The sequence below is a fragment of the Thermococcus celericrescens genome (assembly GCF_001484195.1).
GTDB classification, from domain to species: domain Archaea; phylum Methanobacteriota_B; class Thermococci; order Thermococcales; family Thermococcaceae; genus Thermococcus; species Thermococcus celericrescens.
In genome coordinates, this window is the sequence record NZ_LLYW01000038.1 from 23,516 (window position 1) to 48,591 (window position 25,076).

25 protein-coding genes and 1 pseudogene are annotated in these 25,076 nt (G+C 57.0%); 16 read left to right on the forward strand and 10 right to left on the reverse strand.

Translation table 11 applies throughout. The annotated features are described in order from the left end of the window. Window positions 1-10 precede the first annotated feature (10 nt). From APY94_RS10780 to APY94_RS10795, 4 genes are all read left to right on the forward strand, one after another. The gene (locus APY94_RS10780) at window positions 11-202 is read left to right on the forward strand and encodes a 50S ribosomal protein L37e (protein ID WP_058939635.1); all 192 of its coding nucleotides are present in this window, start codon (window positions 11-13) and stop codon (window positions 200-202) included. 110 nt (window positions 203-312) lie between these two features. Then, the gene (locus tag APY94_RS10785) at window positions 313-1,713 is read left to right on the forward strand and encodes an MATE family efflux transporter (protein WP_058939636.1); all 1,401 of its coding nucleotides are present in this window, start codon (window positions 313-315) and stop codon (window positions 1,711-1,713) included. A gap of 47 nt (window positions 1,714-1,760) precedes the next feature. Next, window positions 1,761-1,982 (forward strand): type II toxin-antitoxin system VapB family antitoxin, encoded by a 222-nt coding sequence (gene vapB / locus APY94_RS10790; protein WP_058939637.1) that lies wholly within the window; start codon window positions 1,761-1,763, stop codon window positions 1,980-1,982. Further along, window positions 1,969-2,367, forward strand: coding sequence for a type II toxin-antitoxin system VapC family toxin (locus APY94_RS10795; RefSeq protein ID WP_058939638.1), 399 nt, complete (start codon window positions 1,969-1,971; stop codon window positions 2,365-2,367). The genes vapB and APY94_RS10795 overlap by 14 nt, the downstream gene beginning before the upstream one ends. Here the strand turns inward: APY94_RS10795 and APY94_RS10800 are convergent. Beyond that, window positions 2,364-3,458: a VIT1/CCC1 transporter family protein gene (locus tag APY94_RS10800; RefSeq protein WP_058939639.1), complete on the reverse strand. Its 1,095-nt coding sequence runs from the start codon at window positions 3,456-3,458 to the stop codon at window positions 2,364-2,366. The two genes, APY94_RS10795 and APY94_RS10800, sit on opposite strands and share 4 nt — an antisense overlap. A gap of 136 nt (window positions 3,459-3,594) precedes the next feature. On the opposite strand from APY94_RS10800, the gene APY94_RS10805 reads away from it, so the two are divergent. Next, window positions 3,595-4,395, forward strand: a complete 801-nt coding sequence (locus APY94_RS10805; RefSeq protein ID WP_058939640.1) for a PIG-L deacetylase family protein — start codon at window positions 3,595-3,597, stop codon at window positions 4,393-4,395. Here APY94_RS10805 and APY94_RS10810 read toward each other — a convergent pair. Genes APY94_RS10810 through bgaS form a run of 3 tightly spaced genes read right to left on the reverse strand, consistent with a single transcriptional unit; the run spans window position 4,392 to window position 6,507 of the window. After that, a complete protein-coding gene (locus tag APY94_RS10810) occupies window positions 4,392-4,841 on the reverse strand; it encodes a type II toxin-antitoxin system VapC family toxin (RefSeq protein WP_058939641.1) in 450 nt (149 codons plus the stop codon). The two genes, APY94_RS10805 and APY94_RS10810, sit on opposite strands and share 4 nt — an antisense overlap. Before the next feature lie 3 nt (window positions 4,842-4,844). After that, window positions 4,845-5,054: a hypothetical protein gene (locus tag APY94_RS10815; protein WP_058939642.1), complete on the reverse strand. Its 210-nt coding sequence runs from the start codon at window positions 5,052-5,054 to the stop codon at window positions 4,845-4,847. Beyond that, entirely contained in the window at window positions 5,035-6,507 is a 1,473-nt protein-coding gene (gene bgaS / locus APY94_RS10820) for a beta-galactosidase BgaS (protein WP_058939643.1), read from the reverse strand. Before bgaS ends, APY94_RS10815 begins: the two co-directional genes overlap by 20 nt. Window positions 6,508-6,714: 207 nt before the next feature. Between bgaS and APY94_RS10825 the strand changes: the two genes are divergently transcribed. From APY94_RS10825 to glmA, 7 genes are all read left to right on the forward strand, one after another. Then, window positions 6,715-8,550, forward strand: coding sequence for an ABC transporter substrate-binding protein (locus APY94_RS10825; RefSeq protein ID WP_083500652.1), 1,836 nt, complete (start codon window positions 6,715-6,717; stop codon window positions 8,548-8,550). Window positions 8,551-8,654: 104 nt separating this feature from the next. Next, entirely contained in the window at window positions 8,655-9,647 is a 993-nt protein-coding gene (locus tag APY94_RS10830; RefSeq protein WP_058939644.1) for an ABC transporter permease, read from the forward strand. A gap of 2 nt (window positions 9,648-9,649) precedes the next feature. Then, on the forward strand, window positions 9,650-10,603 hold the full coding sequence (locus tag APY94_RS10835) for an ABC transporter permease (RefSeq protein WP_058939645.1): 954 nt from the start codon (window positions 9,650-9,652) through the stop codon (window positions 10,601-10,603). Further along, entirely contained in the window at window positions 10,590-11,555 is a 966-nt protein-coding gene (locus APY94_RS10840) for an ABC transporter ATP-binding protein (protein ID WP_058939646.1), read from the forward strand. Before APY94_RS10835 ends, APY94_RS10840 begins: the two co-directional genes overlap by 14 nt. Then, window positions 11,552-12,514, forward strand: a complete 963-nt coding sequence (locus APY94_RS10845; protein ID WP_058939647.1) for an ABC transporter ATP-binding protein — start codon at window positions 11,552-11,554, stop codon at window positions 12,512-12,514. Before APY94_RS10840 ends, APY94_RS10845 begins: the two co-directional genes overlap by 4 nt. Beyond that, window positions 12,515-13,495, forward strand: coding sequence for a glucosamine-6-phosphate deaminase (gene glmD, locus APY94_RS10850; protein WP_058939648.1), 981 nt, complete (start codon window positions 12,515-12,517; stop codon window positions 13,493-13,495). Between the two features lie 5 nt (window positions 13,496-13,500). After that, the gene (gene glmA / locus APY94_RS10855) at window positions 13,501-15,849 is read left to right on the forward strand and encodes an exo-beta-D-glucosaminidase (RefSeq protein ID WP_058939658.1); all 2,349 of its coding nucleotides are present in this window, start codon (window positions 13,501-13,503) and stop codon (window positions 15,847-15,849) included. 14 nt (window positions 15,850-15,863) lie between these two features. Here the strand turns inward: glmA and APY94_RS10860 are convergent. From APY94_RS10860 to APY94_RS10870, 3 genes and pseudogenes are all read right to left on the reverse strand, one after another. Continuing rightward, a pseudogene (locus APY94_RS10860) lies at window positions 15,864-17,008 on the reverse strand (tRNA (guanine(10)-N(2))-dimethyltransferase). A gap of 46 nt (window positions 17,009-17,054) precedes the next feature. Continuing rightward, window positions 17,055-17,321, reverse strand: a complete 267-nt coding sequence (locus APY94_RS10865) for a 50S ribosomal protein L35ae (protein ID WP_058939649.1) — start codon at window positions 17,319-17,321, stop codon at window positions 17,055-17,057. 48 nt (window positions 17,322-17,369) lie between these two features. After that, the gene (locus APY94_RS10870; protein WP_058939650.1) at window positions 17,370-18,029 is read right to left on the reverse strand and encodes an HAD family hydrolase; all 660 of its coding nucleotides are present in this window, start codon (window positions 18,027-18,029) and stop codon (window positions 17,370-17,372) included. A gap of 122 nt (window positions 18,030-18,151) precedes the next feature. Here APY94_RS10870 and pepQ point away from each other — a divergent pair, with 122 nt between their 5' ends. Both pepQ and APY94_RS10880 read left to right on the forward strand, forming a co-directional pair. After that, window positions 18,152-19,198, forward strand: coding sequence for a Xaa-Pro dipeptidase PepQ (gene pepQ, locus APY94_RS10875; RefSeq protein WP_058939651.1), 1,047 nt, complete (start codon window positions 18,152-18,154; stop codon window positions 19,196-19,198). A gap of 55 nt (window positions 19,199-19,253) precedes the next feature. Further along, window positions 19,254-20,327, forward strand: a complete 1,074-nt coding sequence (locus APY94_RS10880) for an mRNA surveillance protein pelota (protein WP_058939652.1) — start codon at window positions 19,254-19,256, stop codon at window positions 20,325-20,327. On the opposite strand, the gene APY94_RS10885 is transcribed toward APY94_RS10880, so the two are convergent. From APY94_RS10885 to APY94_RS10895, 3 genes are read right to left on the reverse strand one after another with little or no spacing between them, the layout of a single operon-like run. Beyond that, window positions 20,314-21,324, reverse strand: a complete 1,011-nt coding sequence (locus APY94_RS10885; protein ID WP_058939653.1) for an AIR synthase family protein — start codon at window positions 21,322-21,324, stop codon at window positions 20,314-20,316. The genes APY94_RS10880 and APY94_RS10885 overlap by 14 nt on opposite strands. Next, window positions 21,321-22,121: a 7-cyano-7-deazaguanine synthase gene (locus APY94_RS10890; RefSeq protein WP_058939654.1), complete on the reverse strand. Its 801-nt coding sequence runs from the start codon at window positions 22,119-22,121 to the stop codon at window positions 21,321-21,323. The genes APY94_RS10885 and APY94_RS10890 overlap by 4 nt, the downstream gene beginning before the upstream one ends. Window positions 22,122-22,158: 37 nt before the next feature. Continuing rightward, window positions 22,159-22,521 (reverse strand): DUF4870 domain-containing protein, encoded by a 363-nt coding sequence (locus tag APY94_RS10895; protein ID WP_058939655.1) that lies wholly within the window; start codon window positions 22,519-22,521, stop codon window positions 22,159-22,161. A gap of 221 nt (window positions 22,522-22,742) precedes the next feature. On the opposite strand from APY94_RS10895, the gene APY94_RS10900 reads away from it, so the two are divergent. Next, window positions 22,743-22,970 (forward strand): FeoA family protein, encoded by a 228-nt coding sequence (locus APY94_RS10900; RefSeq protein WP_014011926.1) that lies wholly within the window; start codon window positions 22,743-22,745, stop codon window positions 22,968-22,970. Between the two features lie 10 nt (window positions 22,971-22,980). Continuing rightward, window positions 22,981-24,957, forward strand: a complete 1,977-nt coding sequence (gene feoB / locus APY94_RS10905; protein WP_058939656.1) for a ferrous iron transport protein B — start codon at window positions 22,981-22,983, stop codon at window positions 24,955-24,957. Window positions 24,958-25,076: the final 119 nt, after the last annotated feature.

Consider the following 25,076-nt stretch of genomic DNA (forward strand, 5'->3'; position numbering starts at 1 on the left):
GGGTGATATCATGGGAGCGGGAACAGAACCCAAGGGCAGGAGGAACCACACTCCAACTCACATCAGATGCAGGCGCTGCGGAAGGCGCGCCTTTAACGTCAAGAAGGGCTACTGTGCTGCCTGCGGCTTCGGCAGGAGCAGGCGCATGAGGAAGTACAGCTGGTCCCACAAGTGGAAGAAGAAGAGGAACCTCGCCTACTGAGCCCTTTTATTTTCTTCTCCGCCCGCTTTTCTGAAGCAGTGACATCTTTAATCCTTACCGCAATCCTTATTAACTCAAACGCCGTTCTGCCCGTTTAGAGGGACGTCTTAATGATACACCTCAACGATAACCAGCGGCGGCTTTGGGCTTTAGCATGGCCCGCCATAATGGGCAACATCTCCCAGACCCTGCTCAACTTAGTGGACATGATGATGGTCGGCCAGCTCGGTGCGTTGGCCTTGGCAGCAGTCGGTCTCGGCGGCCAGGTCAGCTGGTTCATGATGCCGATAATGGCCGCCATTGCGACGGGGACACTAGCTCTCGTCGCGAGATTCGTCGGGGCGAAGGACGAGGAGAGCGCCGTTCTTGCACTGGAGCAGAGCCTCTATCTCGCATTTCTCCTGGGAATCCCCGTCATGCTCTTTGGGTGGGTCTTCGGCGACGATATCCTGAGGATAATGGGGGCAAAACCGGATGTCGTTGCCTTGGGCTACAGGTACATAAAGGTGCTCTTCGCGTTCTATCCGATTCGATTCGCCGGCTTTACAGCCTTCTCCGCCCTCAGGGGCGCCGGAGACACGAAGACGCCCATGAAGCTCGGCATCCTTATGAACGTGGTAAACGCGGTTCTCGATTACCTCCTCATATTCGGAAAGCTCGGTTTTCCCGAGCTTGGCCCCGTCGGCGCCGCCTGGGCGTCGGGCATAGGAATCACCACCTCGTTCCTCACCGGTCTCTATCTCCTTTGGAGCGGGAGGCTCGTGCTGAGGTTCCGGCCGAGCTGGAGCTTCCACCCGGACATGGCGGGAAGGATACTCCGCATAGGAATCCCCACCATGGTTGAGCGCGGGATATTTAGCTTTTACAACTTCATATACATGAGCATAGTCACGCGCTTTGGAACCGTGGCCCTTGCCTCCCATCAGGTTGGCCTCCGCGTGGAGAGCATAGCTTACATGCCGGCCTTTGGCTTCAACGTCGCCACCTCCGCCCTCGTCGGCCAGGGTCTTGGAGAGGAGAACCCGGAGAAGGCGGAGCGCACCGTTTATGAGGCCCTCAAGATGGTCGGTGTGTTCATGGCGGTCATGGCGTTCGTACTTATAGCATTCCCGCGCTACCTCGTCATGCCCTTCATAAGCCCGAGCGACCCGAACTACGGCGAGGTCATGAGGCTGGCGAGCATATACCTCATAATAGTCGGAATAAGCGAGATTCCCCTCGGTTGGCTCTTCGTCCTCGGCGGTGCACTTAGGGGAGCAGGGGACACCAAGACGCCGATGTACATCACCGCCGTCAGCAAGCTTCTCTTCCGCATAGTGCCCGCGTACCTCCTCGGATTCGGCTTTACAATACCTCCCTTCGAGATACTGGGCATAACCTTCCCCGGCTTCACCTTTGGGGGTCTGGGCGTCATAGCCGCGTGGATAGCGATGAGCCTCGAAACCTTCACGACCGCGGCCCTCTTCTGGTGGGCGTTCAAGAGGGGGAAGTGGAAATACGTGAAGGTATGACAGTAATGTTTATATCTTTGTAATGCGTTTTTGTAAATGGTGGTTGCATGGCTGTGATAAGCGTCCGTATTCCCGATAAACTAAAGGCCAAGATGAAGGAGTACGACATTAACTGGAGCGAGGAGATAAGGGCGTTCATAGTTTTGAGAATAAACGAAGAGGAGAAAAGAAGGACCATTGAGATGATGCACGAGCTGCTCGCTGGGGGAACTCCTGCTAAAGAAGGAACCGCAAAAAGATACGTGAGGGAGGACCGTGATAGCAATTGACGCCTCCGTCCTTGCGAAGTACATTCTCCTTGAACCCGGTTGGGAACGGGTAGAGGAGCTACTTTTTAAAGACGTCGTCTCACTTGACTATGCCTTGGCAGAGGTTTCAAACGCCCTCTGGAAACATCACGTCCTCTACGGTGAGATATCCCGGGAGGAGTTCAATAAGAGATCAAAGGTTGTGGATGCTCTCCCGAACGTCGTCGTTCTTGAGAGTGGAATGCAGTATTTGGAGAAATCAAGGGGGATAGCTGTTAACCACCGAATCCCAATCTATGACGCCCTCTACATCGCTCAGGCCCTGAAGTATGGCGAACTTGCCACCAGCGACGAAAAGCAGGGAGAAATAGCGGAGAAACTCGGCGTTGAGGTCGTCTACCTCTAAAGCGCCGAGACGTTGAAGAGAACCTCCATGAGACGACCGAAGAGATAGCTCAGGAAAGCGGCACCCAGGCCGGTTGCCACCATCTCCGCGACCTTCTTTCTGATTGAGATTCCGGAGAGGAGCGATATCAGGGTCGCCACTATCGCTAGGGCAGAGCCCGCCAGCAGTATCGAGAAGGGAAGGGCCGTCAGCGAGCTGGAGGCGAGGAAGTACGGCGTAACCGGAAAGGCAACGCCGACGAGGTACGAGAGACCCGTGTAGAGTGCCGCCCTTATCTCGTTCTCCTCCGCCTCCGGGAGGAGGAGCTGCATAATCGCATCGCTGTTGTCTGCGAGTTCCTTTGCGACCTCCCTCGCAACCTCTTCCGGCATTCCTCCCTCGACGAGCTTCTCCACAAGCTCTTCGGCCGCCCTTTCCGGCGAAACTCTGAAGAGGACCTCCATCCTATCGCGGATGGATTCCTTAATCTGCCTCTGAGAGCGGACCGAGACGAAGGTGCCTATGGCCATCGAGAGCGCACCCGCTACACCGACTATGAGGCCGCTTATTCCGACGAGCTGCGGATTGTTCGGGTACACGGCGGAAAGACCCGTGACGGCACCGAGGATTTCAACCAGCCCGTCGTTCATGCCCAGAACGAGGTCGCGGGTATTCTCGACGTGGAAGCGCTCCTTGCTCTCGTAGAAAAACTTCTCGTGCTCAAGCTCGTCCAGTATAACGTCCTTTATCTCCCTCAGTTCATCCTCGCTGAACCCCTCGGCGTAGGTCGTGAGGTACTTGAAGTACTTCTGTATCGCACTGTTCTCGCCCATCTCAAGGAGCGAGGCGACCGAACCCGGTCCAAGGAGTCTCCTGAGGAGCTTGACGCTGAAGATCATGAGCCTCTTCACGGAAGGCTTTGGAACCTCTCCCCCATGCCGCTTTATGAAGTCGTGCCAGAACTTGGCGTGCTTTGACTCTATATTTGAGAGCCGAAGAAATTCCTTCCTTATATCCTCATCCTTCTCTATCCTGGCCAGCTGGGCGTAGAGAACCGAATCGGCGTACTCGTCCTTATAAAAGCCTCTCGCTAATTCCAGCATCTCGTCCATTCCCTCACCCCCAAAGAAGAAAGATGATTGTGGTTAAAACGGTATTGGAACTGTTGTGATTGGAACCTCAAACCGCATTGTTTATATATTATGAGGATTTTGTAAAACTGGTGGAAATTGTAATGGGGTGGCACTGATGTTTGAGGATGTGAACGATTTTGAGGATGCCCTGGAAAAGCTCCTCAAAGAGCTTGAATTCGACCTCTCGAATCCATTTGAGGAAGTCGAAAAGGTTCTGTGCATCGAACCCCACCCGGACGACTGCGTCATAGGCCTGGGGGGCACGATAAAGAAGCTGACGGATGCGGGCGTGGAGGTCGTTTACGTCTGCATGACCGACGGCTCAATGGGAACTCTTGACGACGACCTGAGCTCCCACGAGCTTGCCATCGTGAGAAAGCGCGAGGAGGAAGAGAGTGCGAGGATGCTCGGCGTCAAAAGGATAATCTGGCTTGACTACCGGGACACCGAGCTTCCCTACACGAGGGAGGCCAGAAAAGACTTAGTAAAGATAATCCGCGCCGAGAAGCCGGACGCGGTTCTCGCCCCCGACCCCTGGCTCCCCTACGAGGCACATCCGGACCACAGAAGGGCGGGCTTCCTGGCCCTCGACGCCGTGGCCTTCTCTCAGCTTCCCAACTTCGCAAGCACCGACGTGGCGGCCGGCCTGGAACCCCACCAGGTCGAGGTCTTCGGCTTCTACTACACGGCGAAGCCCAACTACTTCGTGGACATAACCGACGTCATGGAGCTCAAGCTGAGGGCGATACGGGCCCACAGAAGCCAGTTCACCGATGACGTTTGGGAGAAATGGGAGCCCTTCCTGAGAACGGTGGCACTCTACTACGGTAAAAAAGCGGGAGTGAAGTACGCCGAGGGGCTGCGCTTCATGCCGGGCATGTTCCTGCACATAACGCCCTTCGCGGAGCTGATTTAACCCAGCTCCATCTTCACCATTATCTCGAGTTCCTTCAGGAACTTCTCGAGGGGCATCGTGTCCAGGCCGAACTGCCTGATCGATTCGTACCTCTTGGGGTCGTCCGTGACAAGCAAACTGCCCGTGCAGATAGCCGTTGCGGCGGTTAAGATGTCCTCAAGGTCGAGCATCTTCCCCTTCTGGAGGAGTTGGGCCTCTATCCGGGCCGCTTTAACGAGTATCTCATCACTCAGGGGGACTACCGTGTAGATGTCCCTCAGTACCTCCAGCTCCCCCTCGACGTTCTTCTTGAGGTACGCACGAACCGAAAGGTAGCGGTAGAGCGTGATGGCCGAGAGCGAGACGGTGAACTTGGCCAGCGTTATCTCCAGCTGCCTCTTTCTGCTGGCGGTGTGCATCTTGAGGAGCGTCCGGCTGTCGAAGGTTATCTCCGATGGGAGCGGCATGATTCAACTCCCCTTCTTCTTTTCGAGCAGGTTGATGAGCATCTCGGCCTCTTCGTCGTCCATTATGACGTTGTCAACCTTCTTGTCGAGCTCGACGAGGTGCCAGGTCTCTATGAGCTTCTGGAGCACCTCATCGTAGGAGCGAGCCTCAAGCTTGTCCTTGAGGAGCTTTATCTTCTTCCATGTGCTCTCATCAACTGCTATCGTTTTCATCTCCCAACCCCTCCGTGACTATTCTTCTATACGTCTCCACGCTCTTTCTACGCGGGATTCTCTCCTTGGTTATCAGGTCGACCTCGTATAGGCCGAAGCGTATCTTGAACCCCATCGCCCACTCGTAGTTGTCCGTCAGCGCCCAGTGGAAGTAGCCCCGAACGTCGGCGCCGTTCTCAATCGCCCTGAACAGCTCCCTCACGTGGCTGACTATGTACCGCGGCCTCAGTATGTCCTTGGAATCTGCTACCCCGTTCTCGGTTATGTAGACCGGCTTTCCGTACTCCGCGGCTATCATCGTCGAGTCGTATATACCTTTCGGATAAACCTCCCACCCGAAGTCGCTGGTCGGGTTGTTGTCGGGCGAGACGCCCATCGGATTTCCGGAATAGCCGTATCCCTCGGCACCCACGAAGCTGACCATCGGCAGCTCCTTGAACTTCGGCTCGACCCACTTAACAACCTCCCTGGTGTAGTAGTTGTTTCCTATCCAGTCGTTCCTGGCCAGGTGGTTGATCTTAACCTCCTCCCGGTTCAGTTCTAGGTCAACCCGGCCGTCATTGAGGGCGTTGAGGAAGAGCCGGTTGTGGAAGTAGTCGTAATTTTCCGCGGCTTTAACGTCCCGCTCGTCCCTTGGGTTCAGGGGATAGGCGGGGATTATGTTGAGGATTATCCCTACCGGTGCCTTGGAGAACTCCTTTATCGCGTCGTAGGCCCTTGCATGTGCGACCATCTGGTGAATTATGACCTTCTTCGCCGCGTTGGGGTTTAGTATCCCCGGCGGCCAGCCGACGTAGGGGGCGAGGTAGCCGAGCTCAACGGTAACCATCGGTTCGTCGAAGGTAGCCCAGAAATCCACCAGGTCCGGGAACTTCCACGCAACGTACGCCGAGAACTTAACGAACTCGACTATGCTCCCCTCGTCAACCCAGCCCCTTGCCCTCGCCCCTTCGGGGTTCCTCCTCACCTCGATGGGGTTGTGCAGCCACAGGGGGAGGGTCTGGTGGTTGAGTGTCACGAAGGTCGAGAAGCCGAGCTTCTTGAGGTTCTTCAGCACGGCTCTGTAGTGGGCGACCTCGGAATGGTTGGCCAGTCCATCGAGCTCCTCCAGGGTTTCCTTCTTGATTTTAACGCGCTTTATCAGGCCGTAGGAGTCCCTCTCAACCTCGGCATCGACGCCGAAGGTCGGGCACGGGAAGATTCTGCTCCACTCTATCGTGAGCTGATAGGCGTTTAAATCCAGGTCCTTGGCGAGTCTGTGGTCGATTTCGTATAGCTCGTAATTGTTTATGCCGTCCTCGGGCAAATCGCCGCTGACGAGGTCGTTCTTGATGTTGAACGGATCGCGGACCCACTGCCACCAGTCGCTCCTCGCGTCTATGGCCTGCCGTAGGGGGTCACCCATCTCGAACTGAAAGGCCGACTGAACGACGCCCCAGTAAAATTCTTCCATCGGTTCCACCTAGGCAGTTATAGATTTTAGTGTTTTTATAATTTTCCTACTCGTGCTGCCGTGACGCCGTGGTGCATTGGCCGTGCCCGTCGCTTCTGTTCTCATGAACTTTTATGTGCACTGTATACCCATCCTGTTCACCAAAAAGCTTATATAGATTCTCAGTATGTTATAAAATTGACATTGTTTATAATGAGGTGGGAAACTATGAAAAAGTACCTCACCCTTGCCCTGGTGGCTCTTCTGCTTGGGAGTTTAGCAGGCTTTGCAAGTGCCGCTGAGGAGAAAGGCCCCGCAAACTTCGGCAACTATTACAACGCTGAGGCTAACGAGCTCCTGAAGGCCCTCGCAACTGCCTCCGATGAGAACAAGCAGGTTGAGTACCTGGGGGAGCTGACCAAGATATGGCTTCAGGACGTTCCAGCCGTTCCCGTCTACACGGGTACGGTCTTCTACGAGGCCAACACCAAGTACTGGAAGGACTGGCCCAACGAAAAGAACCCCTACGGCGTCCCGATATTCTGGGCCGGCTTCGGAACCTGGGGAACCGCCCTGGCCCTCCTCGGCGTCAAGCCGACTGGAGTGCAGGACGATGCCGGTGGCGACTTCCCGAGGCACGAGACGATATACACCGCCAACAGCGCTCCCCCGACCAGCGCCAACCCCTTCCAGGGCGGCAACATAATTGGCATAGACGGTCTCGTCTTCGAGCCCCTCTTCATGCTGAACTTCATGACGACGGAACTCAAGCCCTGGCTCGCCGAGAGCGGCACCTGGGTGAACGACAACACCTTCGAGGTCAAGCTTCGCGAGGGAACGAAGTGGCAGGACGGTCGGCCGTTGACGGCGGAGGACGTCAAGTTCTCCTTCGAGTACTACGAGAAGCTCGGCCTCAAGGACTGGAGCTCCCTGGGGCTCAAGGAGATAAAGGTCGTTGATGATAGAACGGTTGACTTTGTTTTTGAGGGCAAGCCCAACGTCTGGGCCTGGAGGAGCAACCTCTACTCCGTTCTCATTATCCCGAAGCACGTCTTTGAGAGCCTCGACCCCGATAAGGTCAAGACCATGACCTTCACCGGCGATGACAAGCAGTACCTCGTCGGTTCCGGCGCCTACAGGCTCAGGGAGGTCGTCCAGCAGCAGAAGTCCATCCTTGAGAGGAACGACAACTGGTGGGGTGCGAAGTACTTCAATGAACCCGCCGCCAAGTACATCATCCAGCTCTACGTTTCAAGCAACGACCAGGCCGCCAACATGTTCCTCAAGGGCGACCTCGACGTCGCAACGTACTACCTGGACATCGCCGAGCTCAAGAAGCAGAACCCGAACATCGTCAGCTGGCTCAATAGTGAACCCTACTTCCCGCCCGTCGTCCCGGTGGTTCTCTACTTCAACACCGCCCATGAGCCCCTGAACAACCCTGGGGTCAGGAGGGCGATAGCCATGGCCATCAACCCGCAGCAGATCGTTCAGCAGGGTCCGATAAGCGCCGTCCCCGACCAGACCCCGCTCGGACCCATCATGCAGGGCTGGAAGGACAAGATAGGCGCCGACCAGCTCATCAACGAGTACGGCTGGAAGTACGGCGACATAGCGGGGGCCATAAAGATACTCGACAGCCTCGGCATCAAGGACACCGACGGTGACGGCGTAAGGGAGTACAACGGAAAACCCCTTGAGCTTCATTTCGTTACCTGCTCCGGCTGTTCCGACTGGATACAGGCGGGCGAGATCATAGCCAACCAGCTCAAGCCCCTTGGAATAAAGGTGGTCATCGACAAGGGTGACTGGACCAACTTTTTCATGCAGAAGCTCAACAGCGGCAACTTCGATCTTGCGCTCCACTGGGCCGGAACCTTCAAGCCCGACCCGTACAGCGTCTACTACAGCATCATGTACAACGAGAATCCGCCGGCCACGCCGGCCCCGACGACAACGACCACCACGTCATCCACACCGTCCACCACGACCACGCCCTCGACCACCTCACCGACGACCACGCAGCCCGAGCGGAACCACAACTACAACCGGTGGCGGAGGTAGCACCTGCGGTCCGGCCGCCCTGATCCTACTGGCGGCGGTGCCCCTCCTCCTGAGGAGGAGGCGCTGAGTTCTTCCTTTTCTTTTAAATCGATGGGGGGAAACGAATGGGGTTCAGGAAGTACCTGCTCAGGAAGACGGTGGTTTACCTGATAACCTTCCTCTTCGCGGTTACGCTCAACTGGCTCCTGCCCAGGCTCATGCCCGGCAATCCAATCGAGGCCATGATAGAATCCAACCTCAACCTCGCCCCCGGCGAGAAGGAGATACTCATAAAGTTTTATGAGGAGCTTTATGGCCTCAACGAGCCCCTCTGGAGGCAGTTCGTGAACTTCTGGGTTAGGCTCTTCCACGGGGACCTCGGCTACAGCCTTCTCTACAAGGCCCCGGTGTGGGATTTAATCAAGCACGCCCTTCCCTATGATATTGCCATCCTCCTCCCGGCCATAGCGCTCAGCTGGCTGGTCGGAAACTGGCTGGGCGCGATAGCGGGTAAGAATACGAGGTACGACCGCTACATGATGCCCATCTTCTACTTCCTCGCGAGCATGCCCTACTTCTGGTTCGCCATGCTTCTCGTCTACTTCGTCGGCGTCAGGGCCGACCTGCTCCCCTACCAAGGTGCCTACGACCCGGCCCTCGTTCCCAGCCTCTCTTGGGAGTTCATAAAGAGCTTCCTGGAGCACTGGATTCTTCCCTTCCTGAGCCTCTTCACAGTCATGATCGGCAGCTGGGCAATCGGAATGCGCAACATGATCATCTACGAGCTTGAGGCCGATTACGTCCGCTATCTCGAAGCCCTCGGCGCGAGCGAGAAGCTCATGACCAAGCACGCCTACAGGAACGCTATCCTTCCCCAGGTCACCGGTCTGGCGCTTCAGCTCGGCCTGATGGTTGCTGGAGCTATAGCGACGGAGATAGTCTTCAACTACCCCGGCATTGGAATCCTCCTCATGAACGCCGCGCTTAGCCAGGACTACTTCCTGCTCCAGGGGGCGTTCCTCATGGTCGTGGTCTCGGTTCTCGCGGCGAACTTCATCATAGACATAGTCTACGCCTTCATTGACCCGCGCGTCAGGACAAGCTACACGGAGGGTTGAAGATGGCCAGGGAGAGCAAGCTCTACAAGTTCAAACTCGCCATGAGGAACAACAAGTTCCGCTTCGGCTTTGGGGTACTCCTGTTTTTCGTGGTATTCGCCATAATCGGCCCCCTATTCACGGTGTTCTTGAGCGATGGCCTCTATTACGAGACCATACCCGGAACGAACATCACGGTGGCGACGTACTCCACCAAGACCCTCCCGCCCATGACGCGAGAGGTGCTCACGACCTACACAGGCAGGCAGGTGGAGGTTCTCCACATCCTCGGAACCGACAAGCTCGGAAAAGACCTCTACGCCCTCCTCGTCTACGGTCTGAGGACCAGCCTCTGGGTGGCGGTGCTGGCGGCGGTGATTGGAACCGCACTCGGAATCACCATAGGCTTCATAGCGGGCTACAAGGGCGGACTGACCGACGAGCTGCTCATGATGTTCGTCAACATAATGCTGGTTATCCCGTCGATAGTGCTCCTAATCCTCGTGGCGGCTTACCTTGAAGCCAGAAGCCCTGAGGTTCAGGCGGTCATCATAGGTCTAACCGGCTGGCCCTGGGTGGCTAGAGCCGTTCGCTCCCAGACCCTCTCGCTAAAGAACCGCGAGTTCGTGAACCTGGCGAGGATAGTCGGCCTCAGCGACCTCAGGATAATCTTCGAGGAGATAATGCCCAACATGATTTCCTACATCTTCATGGTCGGAATCCTGCAGTTCAGCGGCGCGATACTCGCCTCAGCGACGCTCGACTTCATAGGCCTCGGCCCAACGACGGCGGTATCGCTGGGAACGATACTCCAGAAGGCGATAGCCCACAACGCCCTCCAGTTCGGCTGGTGGTGGTGGTTCATTCCGCCCGGGCTGATAATCACCCTCATCATCACGGCGTTGTTCTTCATCAACCTGGGAATGGAGGAGGCATTCAACCCGAGGCTTAGGAGGGAATGTCATGCTCACCGTTGAGAACCTTAAAATTTACTACGCGACTCCCGTCGGCCACGTAAAGGCCGTTGACGGCGTCAGCTTCGAGGTCAAGGAGGGGGAGGTCTTCGGCATAGCCGGCGAGAGCGGCTGCGGGAAATCAACGCTCGTCCACTCCCTTATCCTCAGAAAGCCCCCGATGGTTCACATGGGTGGAAAGGCGCTCTTCAAGGGAAGGGACCTGATGAGGCTGAGCGAGGAGGAGGCTAGGAGGATACGCTACAGTGAACTCTCCATAATCCCCCAGTACGCGATGAACGCCCTCAACCCCACCAAGAAGATAAGGGACATAGTCTGGGATTTGGCGAAGGAACACGGCCAGACGGACAGGGAAGAGGTCGAGAAGCTCCTTCGCGAGAGGCTGGCGATGGTGAAGCTCAGTCCCAATGTGGCGAATATGTACCCCGTCGAGCTGAGCGGTGGAATGCGCCAGCGCGCCACAATGGTCGTCTCAACGCTTCTCAACCCGGATCTGCTCATAGCGGACGAGATAACCTCCGCCCTGGACGTCACGACCCAGCGCGTCGTCATCGAGCTGCTCCACCACTTCATGGAGGAGGGCATAGTCAAGTCGGTAATCTTCGTCACCCACGACCTGGCGATACTCGACAAGATAGCGGACAGGATAATGATCATGTACGCGGGCAAAGTCGTCGAAATCGGCCCCACGGAGGAGATAATCAACAACCCGGTTCATCCATACACCCGGCTTCTCCTCAACTCCCTGCCGAGGATGGGCGTGCAGTACAAAAAGCAGAAGCTGAGCGGCATTCCAGGCTACCCGATAAGCCTGCTCAACCCCCCTAAGGGCTGCCGCTTCTACACCCGCTGTCCTTACGCCCTCGACAAGTGTCCCCACGTCGAGCCCGGGCTCGTGAGGGTCGGCGAGGGGCACTACGCGGCCTGCCATCTCCTTGGAGGTGAGGAGCAATGAGCCTTCTCGAAGTCGAACACCTGACCAAGGTATTCACCTCAGGTCTGATTGGCGGCTTTGAAATCCGGGCCGTTGACGACGTCAGCTTCACCGTTGGAAAGGGCGAGATAGTTTCCCTCGTCGGCGAGAGCGGGAGCGGAAAGACCACCGTCGGGAAGCTCATCCTCAGGCTGATAAAGCCAACCTCCGGAAGGATACTCTTCGAGGGTCGGGAGGTAACCGAGCTGAGCAAGAAGCAGCTGAGGAGGGAGTACTACAAGGACGTCCAGGCGGTGTTCCAGGACCCCTTCGCGAGCTTCAATCCCCTCCACGAGATTGACAGGGCCTTTGACCTGGTCTTTCGGTCGTTCTTCCCGGACGTTGGTCAGGACGAGCGTGACGAGATGATAAACGGCGCGCTGACCCAGGTCGGTCTGAATCCGAGCGAGGTACACGGCAAGTTCCCGCACCAGCTCAGCGGAGGCCAGCTGCAACGCATACTCATAGCGAGGGCCCTCCTTGTGAAGCCGAAGCTCCTCATAGCCGACGAAGCCGTTTCAATGCTCGACGCGTCAACCAGAATCGACATCCTCAACCTCCTCGGCGACTTCAGGGACAGGTACGACACCTCGATTCTCTTCGTCACCCACGACCTGGCGCTCGGATACTACATCAGCGACTCGACGATAATCATGTACCGCGGAACCATCGTTGAGATGGGCGACACGGAGAAGGTCTTCCACAACCCGCTGCATCCTTACACCCGGATGCTCCTGGAGAGCGTTCCCGATTTGAACGTCAAGTGGGAGTTCAAGGGAATCGAGCCCGAGAAGGAGGAGCGCGGCATCTATGAGATAGCCGGATGCCGCTACGCGCCTAGATGCCCGAAGGCCAAGGACGTTTGTTTCAAGATTCGTCCCGAGCTTCGTGAGGTCGAGAAGAACCACTGGGTTGCCTGTCATCTCTACGGGGGTGGTTGAATGCACGCGACGCTGAGGGAGATAAGGAAAACTCCGGAGGGGATACTCACCGCCCAGAAGGCCTTTGAGGACTTCCTAACCCATCACGACTTCCGGTTACCGAGGGAGATAGTTTACACTGGCTGTGGCAGCTCACACTTCCTGTCGCAGCCGCTGGCCATGGCAACCACCCGCCTTGGGGGCAGGGGGTTCAGCGCCCCCTGCTCCGAACTTCTGTATTCGCGGGAGTGGTACCCAATAGGAAATCCCGAACTTCTCGTCGCCATATCGCGCTCCGGTGAGACAACCGAGGCCATAAAAGCCCTCGATGCCCTGAACGTTCCCAGGTTCGCCCTCACCGCCTACGAGAGCGGCCTTTCAAGGAAGTCAGACTACGCCCTAATCGTCCCAGCTCACGAGGAGAGCGTCGTCATGACCCACTCCTTCACGGCCTTCTACTTCGCCTTCCTGCAGCTTCTCCTCCATTCGTACGGGCGGGAAACCTACGATGCGGAACTCGTCTCGTCGCTAACTAAGGAAGTCCTGGGGAGCGAGGAGTACATCAGGGAAATCGTCAACGGCTTTGACTTCAGAAACGTCATCTTCCTCGGCTCCGGAATACTCTATCCGGTGGCGCTTGAGGCCATGCTGAAGATGAAGGAGATGGCCCTCTTCTGGAGCGAGGCCTACCCGACCTTCGAGGTCAGGCACGGCTTCAAGTCCATAGCCGACGACGGAACCCTCGTGGTTCTACTCGTGGACGAGCCCTTCGAGTGGCACGAAAAGCTCACGGAGGAGTTCCAGGGGCAAAAAGCGAGGGTTCTCACCGTTGGAAGGCACGATGCTGGAGCCGATTACTTTATCGAGGTCCCAGAGCTGGGCCCACCGGCTAACGTGGTTCTCTATCTGCCGGTTATCCAGCTCCTCGCCTACTACAAGGCCGTTGAGCGTGGACTCAATCCGGACAGGCCGAGGTTTCTGAGCAAGGTGGTGAAGTGGTGATGGTTATGAAGGTTGAGCACGACGGCAGAGTTTACGTTATCGATGGCGAGAGAGTGGTGATCTACGGCGGAACGCTCCAGTTCTTCCGCGTTCCGAAGAGACACTGGCGCGACAGGCTGGAAAAAATGAAGAGGCACGGCCTCAACATCGTCGATACCTACGTCGTCTGGAACTGGCACGAGCCCTCGAAGGGTGAGCTCGACTTCACCGGAGAAACAACTCCAGAGAGGGACATGGTGGGATTCCTTGAGCTGGTTCAGGAGCTGGAGATGTACGCCATCGTCAGGCCCGGCCCATACATCTGCGGCGAGTGGCGGAACGGCGGAATCCCCGACTGGCTCATCAACGAGCACCCCGAGATACTCGCCAGGGGGCCGGACGGGGCCCTTCCACGGGACATCTATTATCCACCCATCACGTACCTGCATCCGACCTACCTGAAGGCCGTTTCTGAGTGGTATGAGGCTGTTCTGCCGGTAATCCGGGACTACCTCTACACCAAAGGGGGCCCCATAATAAGCGTCTCAATCGATGACGAGCCCTCATACTGGGAGACGATATTCCAGCCGTTCCTCACCGATTACAACGATGTCGTCGCTAAACCCGGCGGCCTCTGGGAGGGATGGCTCAGAGAAAACTACCCCCTTGAAACTCTCGCGGAGCGGTACGGAGCTGAAATCTCGGACTACGGGGAGGTCAAACCCCCGACCGACCCATCGGAGCCCCTCACAAAGCTCCTCGACTGGCACCACTTCAAGATATGGATGACCAACCACTACGTCGAGATCCTCTACGACCACCTGAGGCGCTACGTTGATGTCCCGATAAGCATACTCGACCCCTACCTTCTCCTGGCGGCGTGGAGGCACTTCTACCGCTACGTGAGGGAGAGGAACCTCGATATTCACCTCTGGACGGAGTTCTGGTACTCCTTCTACCGCTCCTTCGACTTCAAGGAGGACAGGCTCGGGCACATCTATTACAAAACCGGAATCTACCGCTTCTACCAGGGAAAACTTGGAACGCCGCCGCTGAGCATAGAGACCCAGGTCTCGCTGGCCCACACGATAGAGCCGGACGAGGCCGAGCTGCTCTACGCACTCCTTCCTGCCCTTGGAATTCACAACATCAACTACTACCTCTACGCCGGTGGAGAGAACCCCGAAGGCTACGAGTCGCACAACGGAGTAACCTGGGACGTTTACTCGCCGATAGGCCTTGATGGAAGTGAAAGGCCGCACGTCGAGCCCATTAGGTGGCTCGGTGAGTTTCTGAGGGGCAACCCAGGTTTCGTGGAAAGTGGGCTCAAGCCAAGGGTCGCCTTCGGGAGCTACGAGCCCTACGAGCCCCTCGCGGTGTGGGGGCTTAGAGGCGACCTGAAAGAGAGCGTCAACCTCAACGAGTACCTTCTTGGAGAGCGCGGGCTTTTGACGCTCCTGGCGATGAGTAACGTGCCCTTTGACGTTCTGGACTTGGAGGAGGCGAGCGTCGGGGAGATGTTAGAGTACAACCAGCTCTGGGTTTACAGCCTCGACTTCATGGCCAGGGACGTTCAGGACAAGCTGGTAGAGTTCATTGAGCGGGGCGGCAACCTCGTAATCCTCCCGATGCTTCCCTACCTCGACGAGAACATGAAGCCGTACTCCGCCCTGGCCGATTATCTCGGCGTTGAGGTTAGGATAGCCGAGGCGAGGGACAACTTCAGGCTCATCCCCTTCGTCAGCGTCTCCTCGGACGGGATTGACAGGATGATAACCAGGAACGTTGCCAGGGAGGTGAGGGGAGGAACTCCCATAGCCTTCGCCGACGGAAAGCCCGTCGGAGCGCTCGTTCGGAAGGGGACAGGGAGCGCAGTAGTCCTGGGCTTCAGGCTCCAGTACTTCAGCAGCCACCACGACCTCCACAGAAAGTTCGTTGATAAACTGCTGTCCCTTCAGGGCGTTAGACGGGACTTTGAGGTCACAGACGGTGACATGATAGCGATTCCCCGCGGGAACTACCTGGTTCTCGCCAACCCGCGCGGCCACAGGGTCTTCGGAAAGATTAGGTACAACGGGCTTGAGGTTCCAAGGCTCATGGATGGAATAGAGATGAGGAAGCGCGGCGTTCTCTTCCTGCCCTTCGGGGTCAGGTACGGGGATGTCGAGGTCGTTTACTCCACGGCGACCGTCCTCAGCAGGGACGGCGACGTGCTCCACCTCCGCAACCACCTCTCGGGCCTGAGTGAGGTGGCGCTGAGGAACGTTGAGGACGTCAGGGCCGTTGGGGGCAGGATAGTGGACGAATCTCTCTCCGGGGGTGTTCTGACGGTTCTCGTAGAGCACGAGGCCGGAAGCTTTGAGCTGGAGTTTTGACTCCACTGTCTCCTTCACGCTTTTTTATTCTGGGCTTTGAGGGCATTGAGGACTTCTTCAAACGGGGCATCGGTCTTGAGGGCCATCGGCGAAAAGTGGGTTCTCGTTGCAGAGTAGCCTTTATCGCGGAGAATCTCGATTATCTCCGCGAGCTTTCCGACCTGAAGGTTGTTCCTCCTAGCAAGGGCATGGGTGTCGTAGTGGAAGGGGGTGTCCAGCTCCCCCGCGAGGGTTTCGAGGAACGGGAGCGTCTTCTTGTGGGCGAGGGGGTACTCCCCGGCCAGCTTCAGCATATCGTCAACGAACCCCTGGCTCTTTAGCGGACCGAGCCAGAGGGGGCCGTATGAGCCCGGTTTTCTGGGCAGGAAGGAGTTCTCATACTCAAACCTACCGTTTTCATCCTGCCACAGGTAGCCGAGCCCTTCAATGCTCCCGTCGGCCTTCTTCGCGCCGCTCTTGAGCCTCAGAAAGACCCTGAAGTAGTGGTCGCGGTAGTAGGCGAGAAGAACCTCGACGCCGAGGTCGTATTTGGCGGCGTACCTGACAACGGTTCCGATGAGTATCCTCAAACCTGCCTCGTGGCAGAGCTCGCCCCTTATCGCTCCGCCAGGTACTTCCTGCGGCAGGCGTGCCGGTAGGCCCCGCAGAGGACGCCGGTGTCGGTGGCGGTGACCGCTAAAATGCCCCTTCTTCTGACGCTCCTCAGAGCGGTGTCGAGAAACTCCAGGGGAGAGCCGAAGGGGTCGAGGTCGAGGAAGTCAAAGTAGCGGAACTTCTCGGCCATGAGCCGGTTAGCGTCGTCGAGGTTGGCCACAACCCTCTTCTCTTCTCCGAAGGAGAACCTCTTCTCACCTATCCTCTCCCCATCAACGCCGAGGTTCAGCCGGACGTTTTCCAGAATCAGGTTGAAGGCCTCTTCGCTTATGTCGTTGAGCCAGACCTCCTCGGCGGGGGTTTCGAGGGTGTAGCGGATGCCCCGGATTCCGGTGGCCGAGAGGGCATCGAGAACGGTCCGCGGTTTGAGTACCCCCACGGCGAGGACGCTTATGTCCCTGTTCAACGCCATGACCGGGTTGTAGAAGACCGGGGCGTCGTATATCCTCTCCGCCTTCGGGACAAGGATTTTTGCAAGACCCTCGCGCACCTCGACGAACTCCATTCTCTCACCGGAGAAAGAAAAGGTTGGGAGGTTTAAAGGGTTGCGCTCAGAGGATTTCGACGTAGTCACCGACCGCCTGTCCAGGCAGTCCTGGCTTGAAGTAGGCCTTAACCTCGCCCCTGTTGCCGTGCGTCCTGAGGATTTTGCCGTACATTCTCCTGCCGGTTGGAGTCCTCCAGACGACCTTCCTGCCTATGAGCCTCGAAGCAGTGCTCCTGTCGTCGATGCCGAGGGGCTTCAGAATCATGTGGTGGTTGTTCTGGTGCTCCTTCGTCCCGGCGTAGGCAAGGACGAGAGCCTTTCCCCTGGCCATCGTCCCCACCTCCAGCGAAGGGGGTTCATCCGGCGGCATTTTTAAGTTTTATCCCTCAGTGCAGGCGGAGAGCCCATCGTCTATCTCCAGGATCTCCCGGAGGGACTTGATCTTGAGGAAGTTCTGCCTCTCGAAGAGGAGAGCGACGTCGCTCTTGTACGGCGATGCCTTCTGAACGAGGAGTGTGTTCTCATCCAGTATGTAAGTGAACCTGCTCGGGCTGTCGTCCACCCAGACGAAGGGCTCGTCGGGATAGAGTTCGCGCAGGTTCTCAAACTTCTTGAGCATGTCCTTGGTACCCCTGAAGGTTATCACCTCATCGAACTCGTCGTACCAGTTTGTCCTTTTCATGAAGATGACCTTTCCCCCGGGGTAGGTGTGCTCGCCGGAGAAGCTGATGACATAGCGTCCACGTTTTCTCAGCGTTCGGACGACGTTCCGGGAGTGGGGAAAGTCCTTGATGTATCGGGGCATGAGCTTGTAGTACTCGTGTATAGTCCCCTGTGCCACCAGCTCGTGTATAACCCCGAGGTACTGGTATGTGAGCCGACCCTTGATGAACAGGGCAAGGGCCTTATAGTAGTCCTCGTACAGGTCGCTCTCAATGACTGCAGGGACGGTCTTTTCGATGGCTATGCGGAGAGCCTTCTCAACCGCGCCCGTGCTGTCCACGAGGGTCCCGTCAAAGTCGAACAGATAAACCGCCATGCACCTAGTATCCTCTGCTGGATTATAACCTTTTCCTGAAACGAGAAGCGTCGGGTTTTCGTCGGTGGTCTGCCGAAAGGGTTTTATTGCAATGACGATTACAAATGCCCGGTGATTAAAAGATGAGGATTGACAGGCTTAAGGAGTTCATATCCGAAAACGAGCTCGATGGAGTTCTAATTACCGGGAAAGAGAACCTCTTTTACTTCACCGGCAGCTCCCCGGTTCTCGGCGGCTACCTTGTCGTTACCCCTGACGATGCCATCTTCATCGTCCCGGAGCTGGAGTACGAGGAGGCAAGGGAAACCTCCAGGGTTCCCGTCGAAAAATTCAAGACAGGAAAGGAGCTTTACGAGAGGCTTTCCTCCTTCAAGCTGAAGAAGCTTGGCATAGAGGGCAGAACGAGCTTCTCGACCCTCCAGACACTCAGGGAAAAGGTGGGCGCCGCGGATTTCGTCTCAGTCGATGATGTGGTGAAGGAGCTCCGCATAATCAAGACTCCCGAGGAGATTGAGGTTATAAAGGCCGCCTGCGGGATAGCGGACATGGCCATGATGGCGGCGCTTGAGGAGATAAGCGAAGGCAAGCGCGAGAGGGAGATAGCGGCGAAGATGGAGTACGTCATGAAAATGAACGGTGCCGAAAAGCCGGCCTTCGACACGATAATAGCCAGCGGCTGGAGGGCGGCCCTGCCGCACGGTCTGGCCAGCGACAAGAGGATAGAGAAGGGAGACCTGGTTGTCATTGACGAAGGAGCACTTTACAGGCACTACCACTCGGACACCACGAGGACGATAGTCGTGGGCAGTCCGAACGAGAAGCAGAAGGACATCTACTACGCCGTCCTCGAGGCCCAGAGGAAAGGCGTCGAGGCGGCCAGGCCCGGCATGACGGCCAAAGAGCTCGACACCCTCGTCAGGGACGTCATCAAAGAGTACGGCTACGGTGACTACTTCATACACTCCACTGGACATGGCGTCGGACTTCAGATACACGAATGGCCCCGCGTGAGCCAGCAGGACGATACGGAGCTCAAGCCGGGAATGGTGATAACCATTGAGCCAGGAATATACCTGCCCAAGTTCGGTGGCGTCCGCATCGAGGACACCATCCTCATCACGGAGAACGGCGCCGAGAGGCTCACCAAGACGGAGAGGGAACTCATTTAACCCCCTCTAACAACTTTTTAAAGGCCATCGGCTAACTTTTCTCGGGGGTGAGAGAGTGCAGATAATTCACCAGGACGTCAAGGAGGGCAAGATAAAGGTCAAGGCAGAGACCCTCGATGATCTCTGGCACCTCTACCACATCATAGACCCGGGGGATACCGTTTACGCAAAGACCCTCAGAAAGCAGGCCCAGCGCTCGGACTCGCTCAGGGCAGAAAAGGTCGAGGTCATTCCCGTCTTCCTTGGGGTTAGGGCCGAGAAGATAAACTTTCACAAGTTCGCCAACCAGGTCCGCGTTACCGGGCCGATAGTCTACGTCAGCAGGGACGACGTCCCCCTCGGCAAGTACCACACGATAGCGATAGAGGAAGGCACTGTGGTAACCATTCAGAAGCCCCGCTGGAAGGAGCACCACATCGAAAGGCTAAAGGAAGCCGTGGAGGCTTCTAAGAGAGCGCGCGTGATGATAGTCGTCATAGACGACGGCGAAGCTGACATGGCGATAATCAGAGAATACGGCGTCGAGATACTCAAGGGGATACGCTACAACCTCGGGGGGAAGAGGTACAGCACCAACCGCGAGAGTGAGGAGAAGAAGTTCTTCCACGATGTGGCGAAGAGCATGGAGGAGATAATAAACCGGGAGGGCATAGAGAGGGCCATAGTTGCCGGCCCCGGCTTCGTCAAAGAGGACTTCTACAAGTTCCTGCGCGAGAATTATCCCGAGCTGGCGAAGAAGGTGGTCATCGAGGACACGAGCGTAACTGGAAGGACGGGCATCTACGAAGTCATCAAACGCGGAACGGTTGACAAGGTCTACCACGAGAACCGCGTTGCTAAAGAGGTTCAGCTCGTCGAGAAGGTGCTCGAAAACATAGCCAAGAACAACGGCCTGGCCGCTTACGGTCTTAGAGAGGTCGAGGAGGCCGTGAACTACGGAGCTGTTGAGACGCTCCTGGTCCTCGATGAGCTCCTGAAAGGGGAGCACAGGGAGAAGATAGAGGAGCTCATGGACGCGGTTCGCTACTCCCGCGGCGAGGTGGTCGTGGTAAGCTCGGAGCACGAAGGCGGCGACAAGCTGAAGGCCCTCGGAGGCTTGGCGGCACTGCTGAGGTTCAGGGTGAAGTGAGTTCTTTGCTGTACAGCTCCACGTAGGGGTCGCTCTTAAACGTTGGAAACTCCCTTTCTTCCCCGTTTTCGATTAGGATGCGCTTCCTATCGGCGGTGAACTCGCCGAGTTCAAATGCAATAATTCCATTTTTATTGAATTCTTTAATTAGGGAATCGATGTTTTCCGGTGGGGTTATCGCTATCAGCGTGCCGGTGGACGAAACGCCCCACGGATCGAGGCCGTAGAAGTCGAGGACCTTCCTCACGAGGGGGTCCAGGTGGAGCTTCTCGGCGTGAACTGTGAAGCCGACCCCGGAGTTGTCGGCTATCTCGTGGAGGGCAGTTAAACCGCCCTCGGTGGCATCGTGCATGCCCCTGACAAAGGGTCCGGCCGCGAGGGCATCCGGAACCGCGGTTTCGAAGCGGTAGAGCCCCCTGAGGAGCTGAATTTCCCTGAAAGAGAGGAGCTTTCTAAGCTCGTCCTCCCGGAAGTACGCCGCGGAGACCGCGAACTCAAGACCGACCTTGCCGGTCACGACTATTCTGTCGCCGGGCTTTGCAAGTGGAAGCCTCAGTTGGTCTTTCTTCACAAGACCCATGGCGGTGGTCGTTGAGGTGGGCTCGGCTACGCTCGGATAAACGCCCGTGTGGCCCCCGATTATCGCGCTCCCGTACTTCCGGCATTCCGCGTTTAAGTCGCGCATCGTCTTTTCGAGAAAGCCCTTCTCGCTTCCGGGGGGAAGGAGGATATCAACCACCAGCCACCTCGGCCTCGCCCCGAAAACCGCCACATCGCTGGCCGCGAAATGGTACGAGAAAAATCCAAAGGTTTCCCTGGGAACGCCGAGGGTGGGGTCGGTGGCGACCGCAAGGTAGTGGTCGTGGTCGTATTCGAGGACGGCCGAGTCAAAGCCCTCCCTGGGCCCGTATACCACCTTCATATCCTCCACGCCCAGGTTTGGGAATACAACATCGTGCAGGACGTCGTTTCGTATCTTCCCCAGAGGAAGCCTCATTTTCCTTTCCCCCCAAACATCGAGGTAACCCTCCCCACCTCCCTGAGGGTTCCCTCATCACAGTCCCAGCACATTATCTCGAAGCTTGGCACCCGGACGCTCACGCGAACCTTTCTTGCCCGGGCGATTTTGCTCACCTCGTAGTTCACCCTGAAGGCCAGGTTCATGAGCTCCTCCGTGACGACCTCCTCACGGTCGATGTACTGGAGCGGACAGCCCTCCCTCCACTGCCGCCTCCTCGCGTGCTCGTACATGCGGTAGGGTCTTATCCCCACCTCATCGGCCAGCCTTTCGACTTCCTCGGCAGTGTGTTTGATTAAGGGTCTGAAGAATGGAATCCCAATCCTCGGTATGTCGCAGAGCCTTATATCCCTCGTGCACTGATCCAGGAGGGCGCCTATTATCTTATCGTTGGCGTTGTCCCCCTTGGCAAGGACATCAAAGCCGTTGTTGATGGCGAACCATTTGGCGTTCCAGAGCATGACCTTCTTGCAGTTTATGCAGATCGGCCCCTTTCTTCCGGCCGCCTCGCGAAGAAGCCCGTCGGTAACATCAACGAGGTAGTGTTCAACTCCGAGTTTTTTGGTAAAACCCATCGCCCAGTTCAGGGTTTCCCTCCAGCTCCAGCGGTGGAAGAAGGTCAGCGCGGAGACCTCAAGACCTGCCTCCTTGAGGATGTGGAGGGCCAGTGAACTGTCCTTTCCGCCCGAAAACATGACGAGTATGCGTTTTTCATAAAGCCCGTGTTCCCTGGAAAACCTCGCTATCTCCTCAACGACGCTCTCGATGCCCCTCATGAGGTGAGGTAAAAAAGGAGGCTTAAAAAGCTAAGCCTCAGACGTTGACCTTTTCCATCCACTCTTCGGCCAGGTTGCCGACGATGGGGAACTTGTAGCGTTCGCCCTGGTAGGCCTTCACCATGCCGAGGATCCAGAGGATAAAGCCCACGATTCCCAGGAGCCAGGCGATAATGCCCCCTATGTACGGGATGAAGCTGAGGATCACCTGGAGCACCGTGATGCCTATGAAGGTTATCGTCGACTGCATAGCATGGAAACGGACGAAATCGCTCTCCTTCTCAAGCACCAGGAATATTATCCCTGTAATCCACCAGGCGAGATAGGCAAGCAGTCCCTCAAGGTTCTCATCCATGCCGAGGGACGTCTTCTTGGGTTCTTCAGGTGGAGTCTCCTCCATGATAACACACCTCCGAAATTCAACTTGTTGTATTCTCTCCAATCCCTTAAATACCTTTCCGAAGTTTTAAATTCCGTATCCCCTGGGAACACCTTCCCGGGGCATCTTAGAACCCGCGGATTTCTGATTTCGAACTCCCCGATTTTGTTAGGCTCACCAAAGCTTTTTAAGGTCATCGAGGGATTGGAATATCGAATTAGGAAAGCCTAACGGTGATGCTCATGATTGTACCTTTAAACGCACTCAGACCCGGGGACAGGGGGATTGTGGTGAATATCCTCGGCGGCCCCACCGCAAGGCAGCGGCTTGTGGGCATGGGCCTCACCCCCGGAGCGACGGTTCAAATAATCGAGTCCCACCAGTACGGCCCGATAATCATCTCCGTCGGCGGCGTGCGCTTCGCTATCGGCAGGGGAATGGCGGCGAAGGTCATGATACGAAAACTGTGAGGTGGCCGTCATGATGAAGGTCATTGCACTGGCAGGGAACCCCAACGTCGGAAAAACGACCATATTCAACGCACTGACCGGGCTGAGGCAGCACGTTGGCAACTGGCCCGGCGTCACGGTCGAGAAGAAGGAGGGAATACTGGAATACAAGGGGCAGAAGTTTCTTGTAGTTGATCTCCCCGGCACGTACTCCCTCACGGCCCACTCCATCGACGAACTCGTCGCGAGGGACTTCCTCCTGAAGGGGAGCGCCGATGTGGTCGTGAACGTCATCGACGCAACGGCCCTCATGCGAAACCTCTTCCTCGCCATGGAGATACTGGAGATGGGCCTCAACAACGTTATCATAGCCCTCAACAAGATAGACCTGGCCGAGAAGCACGGTATCGAGATAAACGTGAAGAGGATGGAGGAGGTTCTCGGTGTTCCCATCGTGGCGATGAGCGCAAAGGAAGGCGCCGGCCTCGACGAGCTGAAGGAGAAGATACACCTGATGGCCAACGGGATGCTGAAGGAGAGGCCCGTGATCCCCCAGTACGACCCGGAGGTCGAGAGGGAGATAGAGCACATAATGGCAGTTCTCAAGGGCACCGAACTGGGGGAGGAGTACAACCTCCGCTGGCTTGCGATAAAGCTCCTTCAGCGCGACGATGGGGTCATAAAGCTCATCCTCCGGCACCTCGGGAGTGAGAAGCTCGACGAGATCATGGGGCACATAGCGGAGGTTGAAGAGCGCTACAAGCGCGCGATGGACCTTATAATAGCCAGCCAGAAGTACGAGTTCATCGACAGGCTCATGCACCGCTTTGTGCGGTACACAAAGGTGGAAGGCGAGAGCTTCAGCGACCAGCTCGACAGGTTCCTCACCCACCCCGTCTACGGCCTCCTCATACTCTTTGGCGTCTTCTACCTCATGTTCAAATTCGTGTTTGCCGTCGGGCTGCCCCTCCAGGGATACCTCGACGATGCTTTCACGGCTTTCGGGGAATGGCTCGCGCCGCATATAGCAAACGAGGCTCTGAGGGGACTCCTGGTCGATGGAATCATAGCGGGCGTTGGTTCCGTGCTCAGCTTCTTCCCGCTCGTCTTCCTGCTGTTCCTGGCCCTCTCCGTCCTCGAGGACGTTGGATACATGGCCAGGGCGGCTGTGGTCATGGAGCGCATAATGAGAAAGTTCGGCCTGCCGGGCAAGAGCTTCATCCCGCTGGTGCTCGCCTTCGGATGCAACGTCCCTGCCGTGATGGCCACCAGAACGCTCGATGACGAGAGGGACAGACTGCTGACCATGCTCGTCAACCCGCTGATACCCTGTAGCGCCAGGCTGAGCGTCATAAGCTTCCTGGCGGGGGCTTTCTTCGCCAGTCACCAGGCGCTCGTCGCGGTGAGCATCTACGCCACGGCGGTGCTGCTTGCCCTCCTCGTGGCCTGGCTCCTGAGCAGGTTTGTTATCAGGGGCGAGGAGAGCCCGTTCATCATCGAGCTACCGGAGTACCTCATCCCGTCGTGGAAGACGGTGACGCTCCACTCGTGGGAGAGGAGCAAGGAGTTCATAAAGAAGGCGGGAACCATAATCCTGCTCGGATCGATGGCCATCTGGTACCTCAGCAGCTATCCCGTGCAGATGGGCACCGGGGGAAGCTACGCGGAGAGGCTCGGTATGTTTTTCGAGCCGTACATGCGTCTCATGGGCCTCGACTGGAAGGCGGCGGTTAGCCTGCTGTTCGGGATAATCGCCAAGGAGAACGTCATATCGACCTACGGAATAATCTACGGAAGCGAGGAGGCCATAGTGGGAGCAATGACACCGCTCCAGGCCTACGTGCTTGGCATGGTCACCACCCTCTACGTCCCGTGCATAGCCACGATAGGCGCCATTAGAGCCGAGAGCAACTGGAAATGGGCCACCTTCACGGTGGTTTACATGATCAGCCTCGCGTCGCTCGTTGGAATCCTGATATGGAACGTGGGGACAGCGCTGGGCTACTGAGGTGTTGGAATGCTGGAGAGGATCCTAGAACTGCTGGAGGAAGGGAGGAGCATAGACAGGATAGCCCGGGAGCTGGACGTTCCGAGGGACGAGGTCGTCGGCGCCATGGAGGTGCTGGC